20 protein-coding genes are annotated in these 18,872 nt (G+C 40.3%); 12 read left to right on the top strand and 8 right to left on the bottom strand.

The features are described from left to right. Positions 1 to 214: 214 nt before the first annotated feature. Both SKC36_RS00305 and SKC36_RS00300 read left to right on the top strand, forming a co-directional pair. On the top strand, positions 215 to 778 hold the full coding sequence (locus tag SKC36_RS00305) for a YeeE/YedE family protein (RefSeq protein WP_459463894.1): 564 nt from the start codon (positions 215 to 217) through the stop codon (positions 776 to 778). Positions 779 to 846: 68 nt separating this feature from the next. Continuing rightward, the gene (locus SKC36_RS00300; protein ID WP_459454891.1) at positions 847 to 1,293 is read left to right on the top strand and encodes a DUF6691 family protein; all 447 of its coding nucleotides are present in this window, start codon (positions 847 to 849) and stop codon (positions 1,291 to 1,293) included. A 133-nt stretch (positions 1,294 to 1,426) separates the two neighbouring features. Here SKC36_RS00300 and SKC36_RS00295 read toward each other — a convergent pair whose 3' ends face one another. Continuing rightward, positions 1,427 to 3,097, bottom strand: a complete 1,671-nt coding sequence (locus SKC36_RS00295; RefSeq protein ID WP_459463892.1) for a bifunctional metallophosphatase/5'-nucleotidase — start codon at positions 3,095 to 3,097, stop codon at positions 1,427 to 1,429. Between the two features lie 4 nt (positions 3,098 to 3,101). Next, complete coding sequence (locus tag SKC36_RS00290) at positions 3,102 to 4,157, bottom strand: c-type cytochrome (protein WP_459463890.1); 1,056 nt, start codon at positions 4,155 to 4,157, stop codon at positions 3,102 to 3,104. A 119-nt stretch (positions 4,158 to 4,276) separates the two neighbouring features. On the opposite strand from SKC36_RS00290, the gene SKC36_RS00285 reads away from it, so the two are divergent. Continuing rightward, positions 4,277 to 5,470 carry an NAD(P)/FAD-dependent oxidoreductase gene (locus tag SKC36_RS00285; protein ID WP_459463888.1) on the top strand — a complete coding sequence of 398 codons (1,194 nt, stop codon included), beginning with the start codon at positions 4,277 to 4,279 and terminating at the stop codon, positions 5,468 to 5,470. A 50-nt stretch (positions 5,471 to 5,520) separates the two neighbouring features. On the opposite strand, the gene SKC36_RS00280 is transcribed toward SKC36_RS00285, so the two are convergent. After that, on the bottom strand, positions 5,521 to 5,931 hold the full coding sequence (locus SKC36_RS00280; protein WP_459454825.1) for a DsrE family protein: 411 nt from the start codon (positions 5,929 to 5,931) through the stop codon (positions 5,521 to 5,523). 34 nt (positions 5,932 to 5,965) lie between these two features. On the opposite strand from SKC36_RS00280, the gene SKC36_RS00275 reads away from it, so the two are divergent. From SKC36_RS00275 to SKC36_RS00260, 4 genes are all read left to right on the top strand, one after another. Beyond that, a complete protein-coding gene (locus tag SKC36_RS00275) occupies positions 5,966 to 6,568 on the top strand; it encodes a class I SAM-dependent methyltransferase (protein WP_459463886.1) in 603 nt (200 codons plus the stop codon). Positions 6,569 to 6,647: 79 nt separating this feature from the next. After that, positions 6,648 to 6,950: a rhodanese-like domain-containing protein gene (locus tag SKC36_RS00270; RefSeq protein WP_459463884.1), complete on the top strand. Its 303-nt coding sequence runs from the start codon at positions 6,648 to 6,650 to the stop codon at positions 6,948 to 6,950. Positions 6,951 to 6,975: 25 nt separating this feature from the next. Then, positions 6,976 to 7,272, top strand: coding sequence for a thioredoxin (gene trxA / locus SKC36_RS00265; protein ID WP_459454822.1), 297 nt, complete (start codon positions 6,976 to 6,978; stop codon positions 7,270 to 7,272). A 178-nt stretch (positions 7,273 to 7,450) separates the two neighbouring features. Then, positions 7,451 to 8,155 (top strand): thioredoxin domain-containing protein, encoded by a 705-nt coding sequence (locus SKC36_RS00260; RefSeq protein ID WP_459463882.1) that lies wholly within the window; start codon positions 7,451 to 7,453, stop codon positions 8,153 to 8,155. Between the two features lie 54 nt (positions 8,156 to 8,209). On the opposite strand, the gene msrB is transcribed toward SKC36_RS00260, so the two are convergent. Then, a complete protein-coding gene (msrB, locus tag SKC36_RS00255; RefSeq protein ID WP_459454820.1) occupies positions 8,210 to 8,695 on the bottom strand; it encodes a peptide-methionine (R)-S-oxide reductase MsrB in 486 nt (161 codons plus the stop codon). A gap of 214 nt (positions 8,696 to 8,909) precedes the next feature. On the opposite strand from msrB, the gene SKC36_RS00250 reads away from it, so the two are divergent. From SKC36_RS00250 to SKC36_RS00240, 3 genes are all read left to right on the top strand, one after another. Next, positions 8,910 to 9,575: an SOS response-associated peptidase gene (locus SKC36_RS00250; protein ID WP_459463880.1), complete on the top strand. Its 666-nt coding sequence runs from the start codon at positions 8,910 to 8,912 to the stop codon at positions 9,573 to 9,575. A gap of 87 nt (positions 9,576 to 9,662) precedes the next feature. After that, complete coding sequence (locus SKC36_RS00245; protein WP_459463878.1) at positions 9,663 to 10,019, top strand: bleomycin resistance protein; 357 nt, start codon at positions 9,663 to 9,665, stop codon at positions 10,017 to 10,019. 93 nt (positions 10,020 to 10,112) lie between these two features. Then, positions 10,113 to 10,925 carry an SMP-30/gluconolactonase/LRE family protein gene (locus SKC36_RS00240; RefSeq protein WP_459463876.1) on the top strand — a complete coding sequence of 271 codons (813 nt, stop codon included), beginning with the start codon at positions 10,113 to 10,115 and terminating at the stop codon, positions 10,923 to 10,925. A gap of 185 nt (positions 10,926 to 11,110) precedes the next feature. On the opposite strand, the gene SKC36_RS00235 is transcribed toward SKC36_RS00240, so the two are convergent. Continuing rightward, a complete protein-coding gene (locus SKC36_RS00235; RefSeq protein WP_459463874.1) occupies positions 11,111 to 14,029 on the bottom strand; it encodes a DNA polymerase III subunit alpha in 2,919 nt (972 codons plus the stop codon). Then, entirely contained in the window at positions 14,029 to 15,216 is a 1,188-nt protein-coding gene (gene dinB / locus SKC36_RS00230; RefSeq protein WP_459454815.1) for a DNA polymerase IV, read from the bottom strand. The genes SKC36_RS00235 and dinB overlap by 1 nt, the downstream gene beginning before the upstream one ends. Positions 15,217 to 15,324: 108 nt before the next feature. Here dinB and SKC36_RS00225 point away from each other — a divergent pair, with 108 nt between their 5' ends. Beyond that, a complete protein-coding gene (locus SKC36_RS00225) occupies positions 15,325 to 16,029 on the top strand; it encodes an XRE family transcriptional regulator (protein WP_459454814.1) in 705 nt (234 codons plus the stop codon). Between the two features lie 26 nt (positions 16,030 to 16,055). Continuing rightward, positions 16,056 to 18,182, top strand: coding sequence for a Tex family protein (locus tag SKC36_RS00220; RefSeq protein WP_459463872.1), 2,127 nt, complete (start codon positions 16,056 to 16,058; stop codon positions 18,180 to 18,182). 125 nt (positions 18,183 to 18,307) lie between these two features. On the opposite strand, the gene SKC36_RS00215 is transcribed toward SKC36_RS00220, so the two are convergent. Continuing rightward, complete coding sequence (locus SKC36_RS00215) at positions 18,308 to 18,646, bottom strand: heavy-metal-associated domain-containing protein (protein ID WP_459454812.1); 339 nt, start codon at positions 18,644 to 18,646, stop codon at positions 18,308 to 18,310. Beyond that, positions 18,646 to 18,864: a heavy metal-binding domain-containing protein gene (locus SKC36_RS00210; RefSeq protein WP_459454811.1), complete on the bottom strand. Its 219-nt coding sequence runs from the start codon at positions 18,862 to 18,864 to the stop codon at positions 18,646 to 18,648. The genes SKC36_RS00215 and SKC36_RS00210 overlap by 1 nt, the downstream gene beginning before the upstream one ends. Between the last annotated feature and the right edge of the window lie 8 nt (positions 18,865 to 18,872).

Raw genomic sequence — 18,872 nt, 5'->3', positions numbered from 1 at the left:
ACTCTAATAACTAAACTCTAATAACTAAACTCTAATAACTAAACTCTAATAACTAAACTCTAATAACTAAACTCTAATAACTAAACTCTAATAACTAAACTCTAATAACTAAACTCTAATAACTAAACTCTAATAACTAAACTCTAATAACTAATAACTAATAACTAATAACTAAACACTCATAACTGAAAAAAAAAGCTTACCAAATAAAATTATGATAGAAACCATTTCTCAACCCTGGCCATGGTACGTGGCGGGGGCCTTAATCGGCTTAATCGTACCGGCTCTATTGCTTCTAGGCAATAAGCATTTTGGCATATCTTCTAATTTGAGGCATATTTGTGCCGCTTGTTTTCCGAGTAATATTTCCTTTTTCAAATACGAATGGAAAAAAGAAACTTGGAATTTATACTTTGTAGGTGGAATTTTGATAGGTGGCTATTTGTCTGCTACTTTATTAGGCTCAAATGAGCCAATCATTATTCACCCTGATTTGGCCAATGAATTAGCTACTTATGGTATAACCGACTTTTCTGGATTAGTACCAGTGCAGTTATTTTCCTTTGAAAATTTATTCACAGCCAAAGGATTAATTATGATGATCGGCGGCGGATTTTTAGTCGGTTTTGGCACTCGATATGCAGGAGGATGTACTTCAGGACATGCCATCATGGGATTAAGTAATCTTCAATGGCCATCCCTAGTGGCGACAATCTGCTTCATGGTAGGTGGATTCATCATGGCCAATTTCATTTTACCTTACATTCTTAGCCTTTAATCACCATGGAAAATAAAAAAGTAGTTCATAGCAACCCAGTCGATTTTGAAGTAAGATCATTAGATGCCATGTGCATCAATGAATCTGAATTAAAGCACCCTTGGTGGTATAATTTTAAGTATTTGGCCGTAGGCTTAGTTTTTGGTATTGTTTTCGTAAAGGCCGAGATTATTTCTTGGTTCAGAATTCAAGAGATGTTTCGTTTGCAAAGCTTCCACATGTATGGCGTGATTGGAACCGCCGTAGTGGTAGGGGCTATTTCTGTATTTTTAATCAAGAAATTCAATGTGAAAACCATTCACGGAGAGGATATTACTTTCACGGATAAAAAGTTTAACAAAGGACAAATCTACGGAGGCTTGATGTTCGGATTTGGTTGGGCTATCACAGGTGCTTGTCCTGGCCCCCTATTTGCTCAATTAGGCACCGGAGTATTATCCATTTCAGTGGTTATTTTAAGTGCCATTGCTGGTACTTGGGTATACGGTAAGTTTAGGGATCAATTACCTCACTAATGATATACTTGGTCTAATAAAAAAGAGGGATTTTGACTTTCATCGAAATCCCTCTTTTTATTTTAATTAAATTTAAATGTCGAAAGTAATTAAAGAAGTTACCTAAGGCTAATGCTTTAGTGTATTTATGCTTCTACCTAAATGTGTAATCCACGCCTGTTACCTGACTTAATAATGATTGTGGCCCATCAAGGATTTTAGCATCATGCCGTAAGGTAGGAGTCACTGGAGAGAATTTAGCCAGATACTCTTTCATCATACTATGCAACGTATAAGCAGTATTTTTGGATTCCTTTACACCTTTCATACGACAAAGCATATCCTCAGGATCACCTTCACGTTCACATGCACACAAAACATATAATTTTTCTAACTCCAAAGGAGCACCACCAATGATGACTTTTTGAACGCGATGTCCTACTCGCTCAAATGCTTTGAATTCCACTTGCATACCTTTAAATCGAATTAACCACCCTCCAAATCGTAAGGAAGCATCCTGTGCAAACACATTTTGTAACTCCTTTTCTAACCAATTTAAGATTTGTTGGCCTGTTGCTTTCGCTGTTCTAATCGTGGAATCCACAGGTAACATATCATACAAATAACCTTCTGTAATGGCTACTTTACCATCTTTTCCCGGAACAAGCGGTGGACAAAATCGAAAACCATTAGACAATACAACATCTGCATTTACCTTCCATTTTAAGGCATCTACAATCAAGGTATCGATCGTATTTTCAACCACAAAATTTCGATATAAGGGTAAAGTACTATAACCTATTACTTTATTAATTTCAGTCTTCCATTGGCCCTCCAACTCATTTACTAAGGTTAAAATCTCCTTTTTTGCTGGATATTTAATGGGATCTACTTCTACTAATTCGTAAGAGGAACCAGTCAATTTTCCGTTTTTAACATGAATATCTAACTTCCCTATGAAAGATCCGAAAGCGCCAGGTTCCACAATCTTTGTATATTCTGCCTGAATCGGCTTACGTACCCGCTCATGTGTATCAGCGCCAAAAATATAATCGACCCCTTCACAATGAGGATTATTCCCTAATGCAATTTGTTGGGAAAGACCTAAATGAGATAAGATAATAACAAAATCGCATTGCTCTTGTTCGCGTAATAGCGTCACATATTCTTTTAAATTTTCTTCAGGTTTGGTATATAAAATACCTTTACTGTACAAAGGTGATTGACGAAGAGGAACTAAGGGATCCGTATAACCTAAGAAACCAATTTTAATCCCCAAACGATGCATGATTTGATACGGTTGAAAAATCAATTCTCCTTTCTTACCATCACCTAAATCATGATACATATTTGCACAAATTTTAGGAGCTAAAAGGCCACCCAATAGTTTTTGCATATTTTTCTTATAATAAACAACTTCCCAGTTTCCGGGTAGATACAAATCATAATTCATAGCATTCAACAAGGGAACAAATGCCTGGCCCGTTGTTTTCACCGATAACATGGATCCCTGAAACATATCTCCAGTATCTAACGTAATGGTATTTTCAGGATTACCTTGTTTTATTTTGTCTAAGGCCGAGGCCATGTGCGCATATCCACCCGCTTTTCGAAAAACGAGCTCTTCATTCTCCCAAAATAACTCATCATGTGCGTGTAATTGACAATGCACATCGGTGGTTTGTAAAATTGTAATTTTACCGGAATCCGGCTTTGCAGGATTGGATTTTGGGGAAGTCAATTTAGCTTCCAAAGGAGCTAGTGGAGACAATGCGGCGACACTACTTAGTAGCCCACCTTGTAAAAATTTTCTTCTAGAGTTCATTGGTTTAGCTTTTCGATTTTTTATGTTTTTTAATCCAATCCTTGATGGGCTTATAGGGACCAAATTTATGTTGAGATTCTGGGAAAGGGTCTACATAAGGACCAAATGGATGATCAAAAGGCTTAGCTGAAATATCTGGCCAATCTGTAGATAAATCCTTTCCAGGCCTTGGCATGGAATTAATGAAGGCCGCCACATCCCAAGCTTCCTCATCCGTCAATTGCGCTTTTTCATAGGTGGTTCCCAAAGGCATGTTGTACTTGACATAGCCTGCTAAATTGGAAATGCGAAACAAGCCCGCTCCTTGATTATAACTGTGCATTCCCCATACTGGCGGATAAGTATAGGATTTTCCTCCAGCTGCTAATACTCCTTCCCCATTTGCCTGATGACAAGATTGACACTTACTATCATACACCATTTTCCCCTTCTCAGGATCCGCGGCGCGTTTCATTGACTTCAACTTAAATATTCCAGCTCCCCTAGGGATTTTTCCTTTTTCAACATCCTGACCTAACCAAGCTATATAAGCCAATATCGACTGCATTTCTTTACTGGAGGAGTCCAACTTAGCCCCGTTTAAACTACGTTCAAAACAATCATTAACCCGTTTAATTTGATTCTCAACAGTACCCGAACGTGCTCGAAACTTGGGATAGGTAGATTCTACAGCAAAATAATTATTCCCCCAAGGCTGAGTGCCCGCCTTCAAATGACAATTTTGGCAATTCATGCCATTTGACATAGCTCTAACCGAACCTTTTGGACCCAAATAATCTGAAGTATGCGCTATCAACTCACGACCATAAAGTACCAATTCCATTTGAGATGCCGATAAATACATCATACGCCAGTCGGAAGGTGCCGTCCAAACATGGGTAAAATTGGTATCAACAGGCACAAATCTGGCCGTGGAATCCGCTCCTGACAGATTTTTCTCTTTTACCTCATCGGGGTCCAAAATCAAATAAATCATTAAGGCAAATAGTACAACAACTAGGCCATATAGGAACCGAATGAGGGTATCGAATGAATTTAAGCGGGATTGATTTGATTTCATTTTAACATGGGTATTTATAACTCAAAATTACTCAGTGCAATTGCCTCGCATAGTGACAAATATCACGATTCACTAAGCTTGAATATCCTAATATTACATATAATTAAAACAAAATCCACATGAGAATTCATCATCAAATCATCATCATTGGTGGCGGTAATGCGGGTATTTCCGTGGCCAGTCAATTATTGCGCCAGGATTCCAACTTAGATATTGCCTTGATTGATGCAGCAGAGAAACATTTTTATCAGCCAGCATGGACTTTAGTAGGTGGTGGAGTATTTGACATTCAAAAAACTGTACGAGATGAAGCCTCCGTGATGCCTAAGAAAGTTACTTGGATAAAAGCCATGGTTAGCGAAGTTCAAGCAGAAAAAAATAAACTAGACTTAAACAATGGGCAATCCATTTATTATGACTACCTCATCGTTTGCCCTGGTATTCAACTCAATTGGTCTGAAATAAAGGGATTGGAAGAAAGCCTAGGAAAAAATGGGGTTTGTTCGAATTATAGTTTTGAAACAGCTCCCTATACCTGGGAATGTGTCCAATCTTTACCCAAAAATGGCAAGGCGGTATTTACCAATCCTCCCACTCCCGTAAAATGTGGAGGAGCACCGCAAAAAGTGATGTATATGTCTTCAGACTATTTCAAAAAACATCATAAAGCTGCTCAAGTATCATTTTGGAGTGGAGGAACACGTATTTTTGGAGTTGAAAAATATGAGAAAACACTTAAAAAAGTCATTCAACGCTACGGTATACAAACCCATTTCTTTGTCAAGTTGGTAGAGATTGATGGATTAGCCAAAAAAGCTAAGTTTGTAGGAATTGGAGATAGTAATAAAGATCAAGAATATTGGGTAGCATATGACATGATCCATGTGACTCCACCGCAATCTGCCCCAGATTTTATTCGAAAAAGCAGCTTGGCAAATGCGGCTGGATGGGTAGAGGTCAACAAACATAGCCTTCAACACCTACGATTCCCCAATGTTTTCTCTTGCGGAGACGTAGCAGGAATCCCAGTTTCCAGAACAGGTGCCGCTATACGTAAACAGGCACCAGTAGTGGTGGCTAATTTACTTTCGCTGATTAAAGGAGAGGATTTGATGGCATTTTACAATGGCTACTCTTCCTGCCCAATTGTCACAGGCTATGGAAAATTAGTCTTGGCCGAATTTGATTACAATAATGTCCCAACGGAGACCTTTCCTTTCGATCAATCCAAAGAAAGGTGGTCGATGTACCAATTAAAAACGAAAATTTTACCTTGGTTATACTGGAATGAGATATTACCTGGAAGAATGTAAAGTAGCTGGAAACCTTGATTGCTTCCAGCTGATAAGAAATGGGAAGAGGATTATGGTTTCAAGTAGGACCAACCTGCTTCTTGCTTTAAAACCACTTCAGCCACGCCAGAAGGCACAAAACCTGATTGAGGAAGTATAGTTGCTTTATCAATTTTATTCATGCGAATGGTATTCTCACAAGCCACAAATGAAACTCCTTTAGCCGCTAATTCTGCAATTTTAGCCTTTTGAGTAGTTTTTGAATCTATTAATAAACCAATACCTGAACCATGAGCAACCACTTCAATGGAAGTATTTGGACCCAAGGCGGTTTGAAGATTACCAATATTACGAACCACACCATGCCAAGCAGTGGTGTCCGAGGTGTTCACCTGAATCACAATTTTGTGAGCAGGCGACTGCGCTAAAGAATGAAAAGTGAATAGTAATGCAAAAACAGAAGTAACAAGGATTTTTTTCATTTTCTAATTTTTTTCGAAAGTAAGCAATCTACACATGAAAACAATATGGAATTCTCGGTATAACTCAAAAGAATACCAATATGGAATTGAACCCAATGATTTTTTAAAAAATCAATTAACCCAATTACCCATAGGCCGCCTACTTGTTCCTGCAGCAGGTGAAGGCCGTGACGCAGTTTTTGCGGCACAATTAGGATGGGAAGTATATGCCTTTGATAGCAGTGATACCGCCCAAGGAAAAGCCATTAGGTTGGCGAGTGAAAAGTCTATTAACCTACATTATGAATGCATTGATGCAAACAATGTTAGATATCCATTAGAGTCATTTGATGCAATCGCCTTGGTTTACTTTCATTTACCGCCTGAAGAGCGTAGAAAATTCCATCAACAATGTATCAAATGGCTAAAACCAGGTGGGAAAATTATCCTAGAAGGGTTTTCTAAAAATCAATTGGGCCTGGATTCTGGCGGACCCAAGGATGTAAACATGTTATTTCACCTAGATGAGTTGAAAGAAGATTTTGCTGGATTAAACATAGAATTTTGCCAAGAAAATGCAAGGGTATTAAACGAAGGTCCATTGCACCAAGGCAAGGCTTTTGTCCTTGATTTTGTTGCCAGCAAATGTTTCGTTTAAGAAAATCCAAAGAGACAATTGTCACGCCAAACAAGTAAAATGGCATGTAGCTTTGTGACATAAATAAACAAACAAAATCATGATCGAATTTCTTAAAAATTTATTGGGTTTAGGCTCCAAAGTAGATGTGGCAGCACTCATTAAATCTGGGGCAAAAATTGTGGATGTTCGAACTGCAGCCGAATACAAGCAAGGGCATGTGAAAGGTTCTATCAATCTACCTTTACAAACCTTGGCCAGCAATTTAAATAAATTAAAAAAAGAAGATGTTATCATCACTTGTTGCGCCTCTGGTATGCGTAGTGGTGCCGCCAAACGCTTATTGAAATCTCATGGGTTCCAAGAAGTTCACAATGGTGGAACTTGGATGTCATTAAGATAGTTTAGTCTATATAAAAGCCATTATTATGAGCAATTTTTCAGAATTACTAAAATCAGAACAGCCAGTGCTGGTCGACTTCTCAGCAGAATGGTGTGGACCATGTAAACAATTAAAGCCTATTTTGGAGCAAGTAAAAGCCAAAATTGGCGATTCCGCAAAAATCATCAAGGTAGATGTGGACAAAAACCGAAAAACTGCGGAAAAATTCCAGATTCGCTCTGTTCCTACCATGATTCTATTCAAAAATGGTAAATCAGTTTGGCGACAATCGGGTGTCATTCCTGCCCATACCTTGGTGGGGATCATTCAACAGTATAGTTAAATCAATGTAGAATGAAGAATATAGAATTATTGCTTATTTTCAGGTCACTTGACTTAAACAAACAACTAACTTTTCTTCATTCTTAATTCTACATTCTTCATTCTTCATTCTTCATTCCATTCTACATTCTACATTCTTCATTCCATTCTACATTCTTAATTCTTCATTCTACATTAATATGAAATCCCTCCTCTTCTCCCTCCTTTTCTCACTTACACTTTTTTCTTGCTCCCAGCCTGCAGGCGAAGGATTACAGGACGTAAGTGCCACCGAATTCCAACAAGCCATCCAAACTGGTGCTTCCAATCAACTGTTGGATGTAAGAACCCCAGAAGAATTTGATGGTGGACACATTGCTGGTGCTATTTCAGCAGATATTAGTTCAGAACTGTTCCAACAAACAGTTGCTACATTAGATAAAAACAAAGCCGTGTATGTCTACTGTTTGTCGGGAGGTCGTTCATCTCAAGCAGCCCAACAATTGATTTCGATGGGCTTCAAGCAGGTATATAATTTAGGTGGAGGTATCTTGGCATGGAATGCTGCTAGTTTGCCTTTATCGACAGAATCTGGTAGCGAAAGCAGGCAAGAAGGGATGAGTTTAGCTGCGTTCGAAACCCAAATTAAAGGCAAGAAAAAGGTAATCATTGATTACAATGCCACTTGGTGCGGCCCATGCAAACAATTAAGCCCCATATTAGAAGCTTATGTTAAGGATCAAAAAGGCGAAGTCGAACTTATTAAAATCGATGTAGATGCCAATCCTGAATTGGCAAAGGCTAAAAATATCGAAGCAATTCCCTACTTGGAGCTATATCTAGATGGAAAATTAACCTGGAAAAACGTTGGATTAATTAGACGTTCTGAATTGGATAAATTATAAAAAAATCCAGGTCGGTTTTGGCGAACTAGCTTAACTGACCAGGATTTTCAAAGACTATTTACTTGGTTCAAAGCTCAAGGAAACTGAATTAACGCAATAGCGTAAACCCGTATCTGTAGGACCATCATCAAATACGTGGCCTAAATGTCCTCCGCATTTTCCACAGGTAATTTCGATACGGCGCATGCCTAAGGAATTGTCAACCGTCTCTTTAATCACGCCTGCTTTGATTTCTTTATCAAAACTAGGCCATCCGCAGTGAGCATCAAATTTGGAATTGGAGGAAAATAAATGAGCCCCACAACCACGGCATGTGTAAATGCCTTTTTCATTGTGCATTAAAAATTTCCCCGTAAATGGTCTTTCTGTCCCTTTTTGACGTAATATATAATATTCATCGGGTGTTAACTTGGCCTTCCATTCGGCCTCTGACTTAGGTAAATCTTTCATAGGTATATTTGCTTGAGCAGCATCCTTGGGTCTTTGACCACAAGCTTGAAAACATAAAAAAACGATGCAAGAAATAAAGAATGATTTCATAAATGCTTTTTTTACAAATAACGAGAAAATAACTCGATTGTTTCAAAGTCTAAGGCAAAATGCTGACAGTTCCATCATGAATGCTAATCAATAAATGATTTGCACGATACGCAAAAGGAGAAATATTAGCCATTAAAAATCACCTCCCCAAAAATCAAAAAAAGGTAGTAATTTGAGAGCGAAATTTACCGCTTATTTTTGATCATTTACCTGCATGTGTTATTATACCGACCAGACTAGTTCTAAAAAAGCCTTAGAAGCAAGGTTCAAAGCGCAGGCAAAATATGATGAATCCCAAGCACCACAAGGGAAAATTTCTGGTTTCACCCGAGCGGCGCTACCTATTATCACCCAAGGAAAACCGGAACTCATACAATTAATTCCTTGGGGCCTAATTCCAGCATGGGCCAACACAGAGCAAGCCCGAGATTTGCCTAAAAACACCCTAAATGCCAAATCAGAAAGTATATTTGAAAAGCCTTCATTTGAGCCTTCCATCTTAAAACAACGCTGTTTAATTCTAATTGATGGCTTTTATGAATGGCAACACCTTGGTAAAGATAAGATTGAATACCACATACATTTGAAAGAAAATGGGTCCTTTGCTTTGGCTGGAGTTTATGCCATTTGGCATAATCCACAAACAAGATCCCTTCAACCCTCCTTTTCCATCATTACCACCCCCGCCAATGAATTGATGGAGGAAATTCACAATACCAAAAAGCGAATGCCTTTAATCCTTGAGGCAGAACAAGAAAGAGATTGGCTAGCAGATTTGTCGAGTGAAGAAATCAAATCCTTTTTCAAACCATTGGATAGTTCTAAAATGCAGGCTCAGCGCGTGAAAAATATTGGAGAACAAACGCTGCTTTTTGGATAAATATCCCTCGTTTCTTTCAAGCGATTTATCCAGAAATAAACCTATTATTCCAATATTAAAAACTATCTTTTGAAAAAATAAAGACTCATGCTCTCCGAAATACATCCCAAATTACCTATGCGAAATAAAGCCCTTACTAGGGATTATTATGTAAACCAACTAGGATTTCAGGAAGTTGGCCAAGCAGACTATGAAGGATATTTGATGTTACAAAAAGATCAAATTCAAATCCATTTTTTTGAATTTAAGGATTTAATTCCCGAGGAAAATTATGGACAGGTTTATATCAGAGCCCGGCAAATAGATGAACTATACCAAAGCTTGGTAAATAATCAAGTAAAAATCCATCCCAATGGTCATCTTCATGTTAAACCTTGGGGACAAAAAGAATTTTCATTACTTGATCCTGATTATAATTTATTGACTTTTGGTGAAACTATCTAAGGCTAGGTATGGCCCATGATTAGCAAGACAATCAAAAATTTGTAAATTAAACATTTGAAAACATATTATTCTAATCCATTTATCTTGTTAACAATGAAAAACTTACTATTTGCTCTGTTTTTAGTACTTTCTTGGACTGCACAAGCCCAACATACACTAGAAAAAGTATGGGAGAGTGATACTACCCTCGCCGTTCCTGAGTCTGTTTTATACCATCAAGGTAGTCTTTATGCAGCATTAATTGATGGACAACCATGGGATGTAGATGGTAAGGGTGAAATTGCCAAACTCGATAAAAATGGCAAAATTTTGAATGCAACATGGGTCACAGGTTTAAATGCGCCCAAAGGTATGGGGATTTGGAAGCAGCAATTATACGTAGCTGATGTATCAGAAGTGGTCGTAATTAATACGAATTCCGGTAAAATAATGACTAAAATTCCTGTTGAAGGAGCTACTGGCTTAAATGATATTACGGTAGACCAGCAAGGTATTGTCTATGTTTCTGACTCTAAATTGGGAAAAGTTCACCGCATAGAAAATGGTAAGGCAGCGCTTTATTTAAGTGACCTTAAGGGAGTTAATGGGCTAAAAGCGGTGGGTGATGCATTGTATATGCTTACTGCCAACGTTATTTTCAAAGCTGGTGCCGATAAGAAACTCGTATCTGTGGCCACTACTGAAGTAGGTGGAGATGGCATAGAGCCTGTAGGAAATGGTGATTTTGTAGTTACTTGCTGGCCTGGTATCATTTATTACCTGGATAAATCTGGTCAATTAACTACCATGCTGGACACGCGCGATAAAAAATACAATTCAGCTGATATTGGCTATAACCCAGATCAGCGCATCGTTTATGTTCCTACGTTTTTCAAAAAATCGGTGGTTGCGTATAAATTGAAATAAAATGAAGAATGAAGAATGTAGAATGTAGAATGGGGAATTTTGGGTTAATATTTACTTTTAACTATTTCATCACTTAAATATCTATGTGAAATTCTACATTCTCCATTCTACATTCTCCATTCTACATTCTCCATTCTACATTCTCCATTCTACATTCTCCATTCTACATTCTCCATTCTACATTCCTAAAACCTCGGGTCGGCTTTCCAGCCTAATTTTTTCATCTGCAAAACCCGTAAAGAGCGATGACAAAATTCTTCCATGACTTGTCCTTGCATCCAATAAACGCCTCCACCCTTGAAGGTATATTTCTTTAAATCTGAGGGGAAATGTACCGTATCAAAAAAGGCACCTTGTGCATCCAAAAAATAGCCAAAATACATCCGCTCACCCTTCTTCGTCCAAGTAGGCTTTAAGGTCACTAAATAACCTAAAATATCGCCTCGGTCTGCTGATAAGCGGGCATCTAAACTCGTCACAGGCCATTCGTCCAATAAATCAAAAGGAGAACAAAGGGGAAAACCGAGTATTTCCCACTCATCAAAAGCATCTTCCAAAGGCTCATGCACCAGCGTAGGTAAAACCCCTATCTCCGTGCTATCCTCAAACATTTCCATAGCTACTACCTCGGATACTTTCCCTTGGAAACGAGCATAAGCCTCCCACATCAAATTCTTTTTCCCTGTTCCCAAGCGTCTAAAAGCCCCCACTCGAATCAGAATAATGGCTTGCTCCAAACCTATACTCACCCTTCGAGCAAAATCTTCCCAAGATAGAAAAGGGCCCTGGGTTCTAGCCTCCAATAGCTCTCGAATCAATCCTTTCTCCAAACCTTTGACATGTACCCAACCCAAATACACAACCCGGCCGTCCAAACGAGTCAAATAATTACTTTCATTGATTTCGGGTGCCTCCACCAGTCCTCCTGCCCTACGAGCCTCATGTACGTAAAACTCCGTTCGATAAAAACCTCCAAAATTATTAATCACCGCCACCATGAACTCCAAAGGAAAATAGGCCTTCAAATACAAGCTTTGATAGCTCTCCACCGCAAAACTGGCCGAATGCGCCTTACTAAAAGAATAACCACTAAAACTCTCCATTTGTCGCCAAACCTCCTTGGCCACCGCCTCCTCATAGCCCTTTTGGGCACAATTAAGAAAAAACTGCTCCCTAATACGTTCAAACTCCCCCCTAGAACGGTATTTACCTGACATCCCCCGACGTAAGACATCGGCCTCCGCCAAGCTCAAACCTGCAAAATAATGTGCCACCTTAATCACATCTTCTTGATACACCATCACTCCATACGTCTCCTGCATCAATTCCCCCATCAAAGGATGAACGGGCTGATAGGAATGAGGAGCATGGTGTCTTTCAATATAGGCCTTCATCATGCCTGAACTTGCCACTCCTGGCCGAATGATGGAGCTAGCCGCCACCAAGGTTAAGTAATCCGAACAATGTAACTTCTTGATTAACTGTTGCATCGCAGGAGATTCAACATAAAAACAGCCCATCGTTTCGTGGCTCTCCAACTGCATTTTGATGCGCTCATCTTGCTTAAAATCAGACACTCGATGTATATCAATGTCAATCCCTCGATTTTGACGAATAATCTCCACCGCCTCTTTGATATGCCCTAAACCTCTTTGCGACAAAATATCAAACTTGGCAAAACCAATTTCCTCGGCAACATACATATCAAATTGGCAGATAGGAAAACCCTTGGGCATAGGCTCTAGGGCAGTATATTCCGACAAAGGTTTATCCGAAATCAATATTCCCCCAGCATGTATACTCAGGTAATTGGGGAAATCAATCAACAAATTACCATACTTGATAATCCATTGATGAATCTGGGAATTCGACTGCCTCAATTCTGCCGTTGGGGCTATCCAGGCATCAATCTCCGCTTTGGGCAAACCAAAAACCTTCGCCAATTCCCGGTAAATAGAACGATCCCGAAAAGTAACATAAGTGGCTAATAGACAGACGTATTGCGCACCATAGCGTTTGAAAATATAATCAATGATTTCATCCCGTTCATCCCAAGAAAAATCAATATCAAAATCAGGCGGACTGGTACGATGAGGATTAATAAAACGTTCAAAATACAAATCCAGCTCAATAGGGTCCACATCCGTAATACCCAAGCAATAAGCCACAATGGAGTTAGCTCCACTTCCTCTACCCACGTGAAAATAGCCCCTAGAACGAGCATAACGAATAATGTCCCAAGTAATGAGAAAATAGGACTCAAAAGCAAGGTCATGAATCACTTGAAGCTCTTTTTTAATCCGCTCTTTGGCCTCTTTAGAACGATGCGGATAACGGTAAAGCATTCCCTCGTAGGCTAGTTTTGCCAATAATGCTTGATCATCCTCAACACTAGCGCTGAATAGCTTTCGGTTTTTCGTTAGCTTAAATTCAAAGTGAAATTCACAACTATCCAAAATCTTAGCCGCCCCTTCTAACAAACTAGGATAATCAGCACAAAAATCGGCTAAAGCTTCTGGACTATACAAACGCTCATCTTCAGCTGCTTGTGCCTCCTGCGGCAGCTTACTCAATAGCACATTATGATCGATAGCCCGCAATAAGCGGTGCATCGAATAAGCTCGCTTATCCAAAAAAGTAAAAGGATGACACCAAACCAGCGAAGAGAAATCCTGCTCCTTCCACAACTTATTTCGGTCGCTCGCTCTCACTCCCCAACGCTCCTGCGGACCTAAGCTTTTCAATTGTTCTCGACGTGCCAAAGGAAAGATGGTCCAGACATCCGGTGAACTAGGGGGCCTGATTGGCCAAGGCTTAGCTGATAATAGATATTGACTCGCAAAAGCATTGATTTGAGCCAATCCTGTAGCATTTTTAGCTAAACAGATGTAATAACAAGCATCTCCCTGCCGAAACTCCATCCCCACGACAGGCTTGATATGGGCTAGCCGACAAGCCTGAAAAAAATCATAAATACCTGATACTCGATGTATGTCAGTTAATGCCAAAGCCTTGATACCCAATGCCGCAGCCGCCTCCACCAAAGCCTCTGGAGATAGCGTTCCATAACGCAAACTATAATATGAATGGCAGTTGAGGTACATTACTGATCTGATTTAGGCAAAATATTACGGCGTTCATGGCGACCCATCAAACCACTCGCTCGTATAATAGAAAACTCGCCAAAGCGATTCTTTAGGCCATCCATGGCATGGTAAAGAGGTGCCAAACGAGCGCCATCATCAAATAGATTCAACTGCTCCTGCCCTTGCAATAACTTCGAGAAACGAACCCCTATCAAACGTATCAGCAAACGGCGATCATAGAGCTTCTCAAACAATTCCACTACTGCGGGAATCAAGCGGTGGTCACTGGCGGTAGCAGGTAAGGTGATTTGTCGCGTATGTGTATCAAAATTGGAATAACGCAACTTCACTGTTACGCAGGAAGTACACTGCCCCAAAGTCCGTAAATCATAGGCCAGCTGCTCTGTCAAGGAAACAAGTATACGATTCAACAAAACCACATCGGTACTATCTTGGTCGAAAGTCATTTCCTTCGACAAAGACTTCTGCTCTGAATATGGCACCACCGGCCGTAGATCGATGCCATTAGCTCGTTCCCAGAGCATAACGCCCGACTTGCCAAAACTACGCTCTAAGACTTTCAAAGGCATTTGACTCAATGTTCCTACGTGAACAATGCCCATATTCCGTAGCGTTTGAGCCGTTACCGACCCAATCATGGGAATTTTACTCACAGGCATGGGGGCCAAAAAAGCCTTTTCTTCCCCAGCCAAGACCTGGTACTGACCCGCAGGTTTCACATGGTTAGTAGCTACTTTAGAGACCGTTTTATTGACAGACAAACCAAAGGAAATCTGCAAGCCTGTTTGTTTTTGAATACGTTCCCGTAAATCAGTAGCAAAACGATAAGATCCAAAAAAGCGCTCCATCCCAGTCATGTCCAAATAAAACTCATCAATGGAAGCTTTCTCTACCAAAGGAGCCCGCTCCATAATCAAGGATGTCACCGCTTCCGAATACTGAGTATAGGCTTCCAAATCACCACGTAATACAATCGCATCCGGACAAAGCCGCGTAGCCATACGCATGGGCATGGCAGAACGAACGCCAAAAGCCCGTGTTTCATAACTGCAAGCCGCCACCACACCACGGTCAGATAAGCCCCCGACAATCACAGGCTTACCCACTAAGCTACTGTCGCGTAGTCTTTCGACAGAGACAAAGAAACTGTCCAAATCCATGTGAACAATGGCGCGGTCTTGCATAAAATTGATAGATATTTGGGTATTCTGAATACCTTTTGTAATTTCGATACAAATGATATCCGAAATTGGATACGAATTTTATTCATTTTACATTAATAAGCAATATACATGAGCACTTTTTTTAGCCAGAATTTACGATTCTTACGCAGCAAAATGACAGAGAAAACTTCTCAAGAAAAACTGGCTGAAATTTTACAAATAAAAAAACCGACTTTGGGCTCTTATGAGTCCGGAAGAGCAGAACCCAAATATGCTGATTTAATCCTTTTAGCTAATTTTTTCGAAGTTGAAGTAGATGAATTACTCAAGGAGGATTTGTCGAAACGCATCCCAGGCATATCCAATAAACCGAAGCTACGTATTTTAGCCACCACGGTAAACGACGATAATGAGGAGAACATCGAAATGGTACCTGTAAAAGCTTTGGCAGGGTATACAACTTCCTATGACGACCTAGAATTCATCAAAGAACTACCAACCTTTCAGGTGCCTTTTTTGAGTAAAGACCGTAAATACCGTGTATTCCCAATCAAAGGAGATTCCATGCTACCCCTACAATCTGGCTCTTTGGTATTTGCTGAATACGTAGAAGACTGGAAAGACATCAAAGATGGTACCATCTGCATTGTGGTGACGCGCGAAGATGGGGTGGTTTTGAAAAAAGTCATCAACCACCTGCAAGAAAAAAATGTATTGATTTTAAAGTCGACCAACAAACTATACGACCCTTACCCGATTCTTGGTACAGAAATCCAAGAAATCTGGAAATTCGCTGGCTATTTCTACAATGAATTCCCTGAAACCAACGAATAAAGTAAGACCCGTTTCCCTTTTCTTTTATGTCCATTCCTTTTCAAAAAATTGCCGCTAGCTTACAGCTGAGCGAAAATGCCGTTCGCAAAACCATTGCCCTCTTGGAAGAAGGCGCCACGATCCCCTTCATTGCTCGTTATCGAAAAGAGATGACAGGAAGTTTGGACGAGGTTCAAATACGCGATATCCGTGACGCCATGGAGCTGTCCATAGAACTAGAAAAACGCCGAGAAGCGATTTTAAAATCTTTGAAAGAACTGGACAAACTAAGTCCCGAGCTGGAAAGGGCTGTTCGTGCAGCAGAAACCTTAGCTAAATTGGAAGACCTATACCTTCCTTATAAACCAAAGCGTAAGACCCGTGCCATGGCCGCTCGAGAAAAGGGATTACAAGAATTAGCCAATGTCCTATTTCAACAAAGGAACCTTTCGCCAGAAGATTTAGCTGAAAAGTTTTTGGATGAAGAAAAAGGAGTACTCTCCGTGGATATCGCTTTAGCCGGTGCGAGGGATATTATGGCAGAAGAAATGATGGAAAAAGCAGAAGCGAGAGAAGATGCGCGTCAGCTTTTTGCACGAAAAACCCAAGTGAAATCGAAAGTCAGCAAAGGCAAGCAAGAAGCTGGCATGAAATACAAAGATTATTTTGATTGGGCTGAGTCATTAGCCCAAGCACCCTCCCACCGGGTTTTAGCCCTATTTAGAGGCGAAAATGAAGGTGTTTTAACGCTGTCCTTAGAAGGCCCCGACGATGACGTATTAGACCGATTGGAACGTCGATTCCTAACAGGTCGAAATGCCTGCGCTGACCAAGTGGAATTGGCGATACAAGATGGTTACAAAAGGCTTTTACAACCAGCCATGGAGACCGAAATGCGGGCAGAGGCGAAAAAACGAGCAGATGAAGAAGCGATTCGAGTATTTGCCGAGAATGTACGCCAACTACTATTGGCAGCTCCTCTTGGACAAAAACGTATTCTTTCACTTGATCCAGGCTTTAGAACCGGATGTAAATTGGTTTACTTGGATGAACAGGGCAACTTGATGGAAAATACGACCATTTACCCACATACTGGGCCGGGTCAAGCACAGGAAGCCGAGCAAATTCTACGTTCTTGGGTAAAGAAATACCAAATTCAGGCCATTGCAATAGGTAATGGCACAGCAGGAAGGGAAAGTGAAAGCTTTGTGAAAAATCTCCATTTGGAAGGCATTAGCATTATAATGGTGAATGAAAGTGGAGCATCCATCTACTCTGCCTCAGAAGTAGCGCGCGAGGAGTTCCCAGATAAAGACATCACCGTTCGTGGTGCGGTTTCCATCGGTCGCCGACTTATGGATCCATTGGCTGAATTAGTGAAGATTGACCCCAAGTCGATTGGCGTAGGTCAATACCAACATGATGTAGACCAAAAGAAATTACAGGCTTCTTTGGATGACACCGTTATTTCTTGCGTAAACTCAGTGGGAGTGGAATTGAACACCGCCTCTAAGCAAATTCTATCCTATATTTCAGGTTTAGGACCTCAATTGGCCCAAAATATCATTGATTATCGACAAAAAAATGGTCCTTTCCTGCGTAGGTCTGACTTAAAGAAAGTACCGCGTTTAGGGGAAAAAGCCTTTGAGCAGGCCGCTGCATTTTTACGTATTCGCAAAGCGAGTAATCCTTTGGATGCCAGTGCGGTTCATCCAGAACGTTATCCTATTGTAGAACAAATGGCTAAAGATTTACAATGCAAGGTAGCCGACCTCCTACAAAATGAAGCCCTTCGAAAACAAATACAGATCAGTCGCTATGTCAGTGCCGAAGTAGGTATTCCAACATTAACGGACATCGTTCAGGAATTAGCTAAACCAGGACGTGACCCAAGAGAGCAATTTGAGGCATTTGAATTTACCGAAGGGGTTAATTCCATCAAAGACTTGCGAGTAGGCATGAAGCTAGCAGGTATTGTGACCAACATCACCAATTTTGGTGCTTTTGTGGATATTGGGGTGCACCAAGATGGTTTAGTGCATGTAAGTCAGCTGGCCGATAAATTCGTCAAAGATCCCAATGAGGTGGTGAAAGTCCAGCAAAAAGTACAAGTGACCGTCACGGAAGTAGATGAAGCTCGCAAACGTATTGCCTTGAGCATGAAGGCCCGTTAACTTTCTTTATCAGGTTATTGGACAACAAAATTGTATTGAAAAACGTTACAACGCTCAACGCTGTCAAGGTTTGGAACCTTGCCAGCGTTAGAAAATAGCGTTGATTTTTTCTTTTTTTGTTCTAATTAATGAGCTGAAGCCGCCGCACCTTTCTTGCAACAAGATGGCAATTTTTCGTAACTCTTGCCATCTGCCACCACCTCATCAGCATCATATCCTACTTCTGCAATGGCCCGCTTTATAGCTGCCACATCAGTCTTTTTAGGATTGTATTCTACTAAAATGGTTTTGTCTTTCAGGTCTAAATCCGACTTAGAAATACCCTTACTCAAGGCCAAATTCTTCTCAATACGCTCTTTGCACATCTCGCAAATAGCCGAAGTCTTAATCTTAATCGTTTGTTTCGGTCCTGCCAAGCTAACAAATGGCAAAGCCAATAAGGCTGCTAAAATTAGTTTTTTCATTAGGCTGATTTTTTAACTGCTTTTAATTCCATGGTACATGCCGGGCATTTACCTTTTTTAGCATATGTCTTATTTCCCTCACATTTCATCGGACATTGATATACTTCTTTTTTATCCGCACCCGCTTTGCTGGTGTCGTGCTTATGCTCTTGCTTTTCTTGTGCCATCAAGCCATATGTTCCCAACATAAGACCTGCCATCATGATTACATTTTTCATTGTTTTTC

It is taken from the genome of Aquirufa sp. OSTEICH-129A, from assembly GCF_054558355.1.
The sequence above is the reverse complement of the archived record's forward strand: the minus strand, read 5'-3'. Positions and strand labels throughout refer to the sequence as shown.

Excerpts from the sequence above, each read along its gene's own strand:
- SKC36_RS00220 (WP_459463872.1), top strand. The coding sequence starts at position 16,056 with ATGTCCATTCCTTTTCAAAAAATTGCCGCTAGCTTACAGCTGAGCGAA.
- SKC36_RS00280 (WP_459454825.1), bottom strand. The coding sequence starts at position 5,931 with ATGAAAAAAATCCTTGTTACTTCTGTTTTTGCATTACTATTCACTTTT.
- SKC36_RS00240 (WP_459463876.1), top strand. The coding sequence starts at position 10,113 with ATGAAAAACTTACTATTTGCTCTGTTTTTAGTACTTTCTTGGACTGCA.
- trxA (WP_459454822.1), top strand. The coding sequence starts at position 6,976 with ATGAGCAATTTTTCAGAATTACTAAAATCAGAACAGCCAGTGCTGGTC.
- SKC36_RS00300 (WP_459454891.1), top strand. The coding sequence starts at position 847 with ATGTGCATCAATGAATCTGAATTAAAGCACCCTTGGTGGTATAATTTT.
- SKC36_RS00305 (WP_459463894.1), top strand. The coding sequence starts at position 215 with ATGATAGAAACCATTTCTCAACCCTGGCCATGGTACGTGGCGGGGGCC.
- dinB (WP_459454815.1), bottom strand. The coding sequence starts at position 15,216 with ATGCAAGACCGCGCCATTGTTCACATGGATTTGGACAGTTTCTTTGTC.
- SKC36_RS00215 (WP_459454812.1), bottom strand. The coding sequence starts at position 18,646 with ATGAAAAAACTAATTTTAGCAGCCTTATTGGCTTTGCCATTTGTTAGC.
- SKC36_RS00235 (WP_459463874.1), bottom strand. The coding sequence starts at position 14,029 with ATGTACCTCAACTGCCATTCATATTATAGTTTGCGTTATGGAACGCTA.
- SKC36_RS00275 (WP_459463886.1), top strand. The coding sequence starts at position 5,966 with ATGAAAACAATATGGAATTCTCGGTATAACTCAAAAGAATACCAATAT.
- SKC36_RS00285 (WP_459463888.1), top strand. The coding sequence starts at position 4,277 with ATGAGAATTCATCATCAAATCATCATCATTGGTGGCGGTAATGCGGGT.
- SKC36_RS00210 (WP_459454811.1), bottom strand. The coding sequence starts at position 18,864 with ATGAAAAATGTAATCATGATGGCAGGTCTTATGTTGGGAACATATGGC.
- msrB (WP_459454820.1), bottom strand. The coding sequence starts at position 8,695 with ATGAAATCATTCTTTATTTCTTGCATCGTTTTTTTATGTTTTCAAGCT.
- SKC36_RS00270 (WP_459463884.1), top strand. The coding sequence starts at position 6,648 with ATGATCGAATTTCTTAAAAATTTATTGGGTTTAGGCTCCAAAGTAGAT.
- SKC36_RS00290 (WP_459463890.1), bottom strand. The coding sequence starts at position 4,157 with ATGAAATCAAATCAATCCCGCTTAAATTCATTCGATACCCTCATTCGG.
- SKC36_RS00225 (WP_459454814.1), top strand. The coding sequence starts at position 15,325 with ATGAGCACTTTTTTTAGCCAGAATTTACGATTCTTACGCAGCAAAATG.
- SKC36_RS00295 (WP_459463892.1), bottom strand. The coding sequence starts at position 3,097 with ATGAACTCTAGAAGAAAATTTTTACAAGGTGGGCTACTAAGTAGTGTC.
- SKC36_RS00250 (WP_459463880.1), top strand. The coding sequence starts at position 8,910 with ATGTGTTATTATACCGACCAGACTAGTTCTAAAAAAGCCTTAGAAGCA.
- SKC36_RS00260 (WP_459463882.1), top strand. The coding sequence starts at position 7,451 with ATGAAATCCCTCCTCTTCTCCCTCCTTTTCTCACTTACACTTTTTTCT.
- SKC36_RS00245 (WP_459463878.1), top strand. The coding sequence starts at position 9,663 with ATGCTCTCCGAAATACATCCCAAATTACCTATGCGAAATAAAGCCCTT.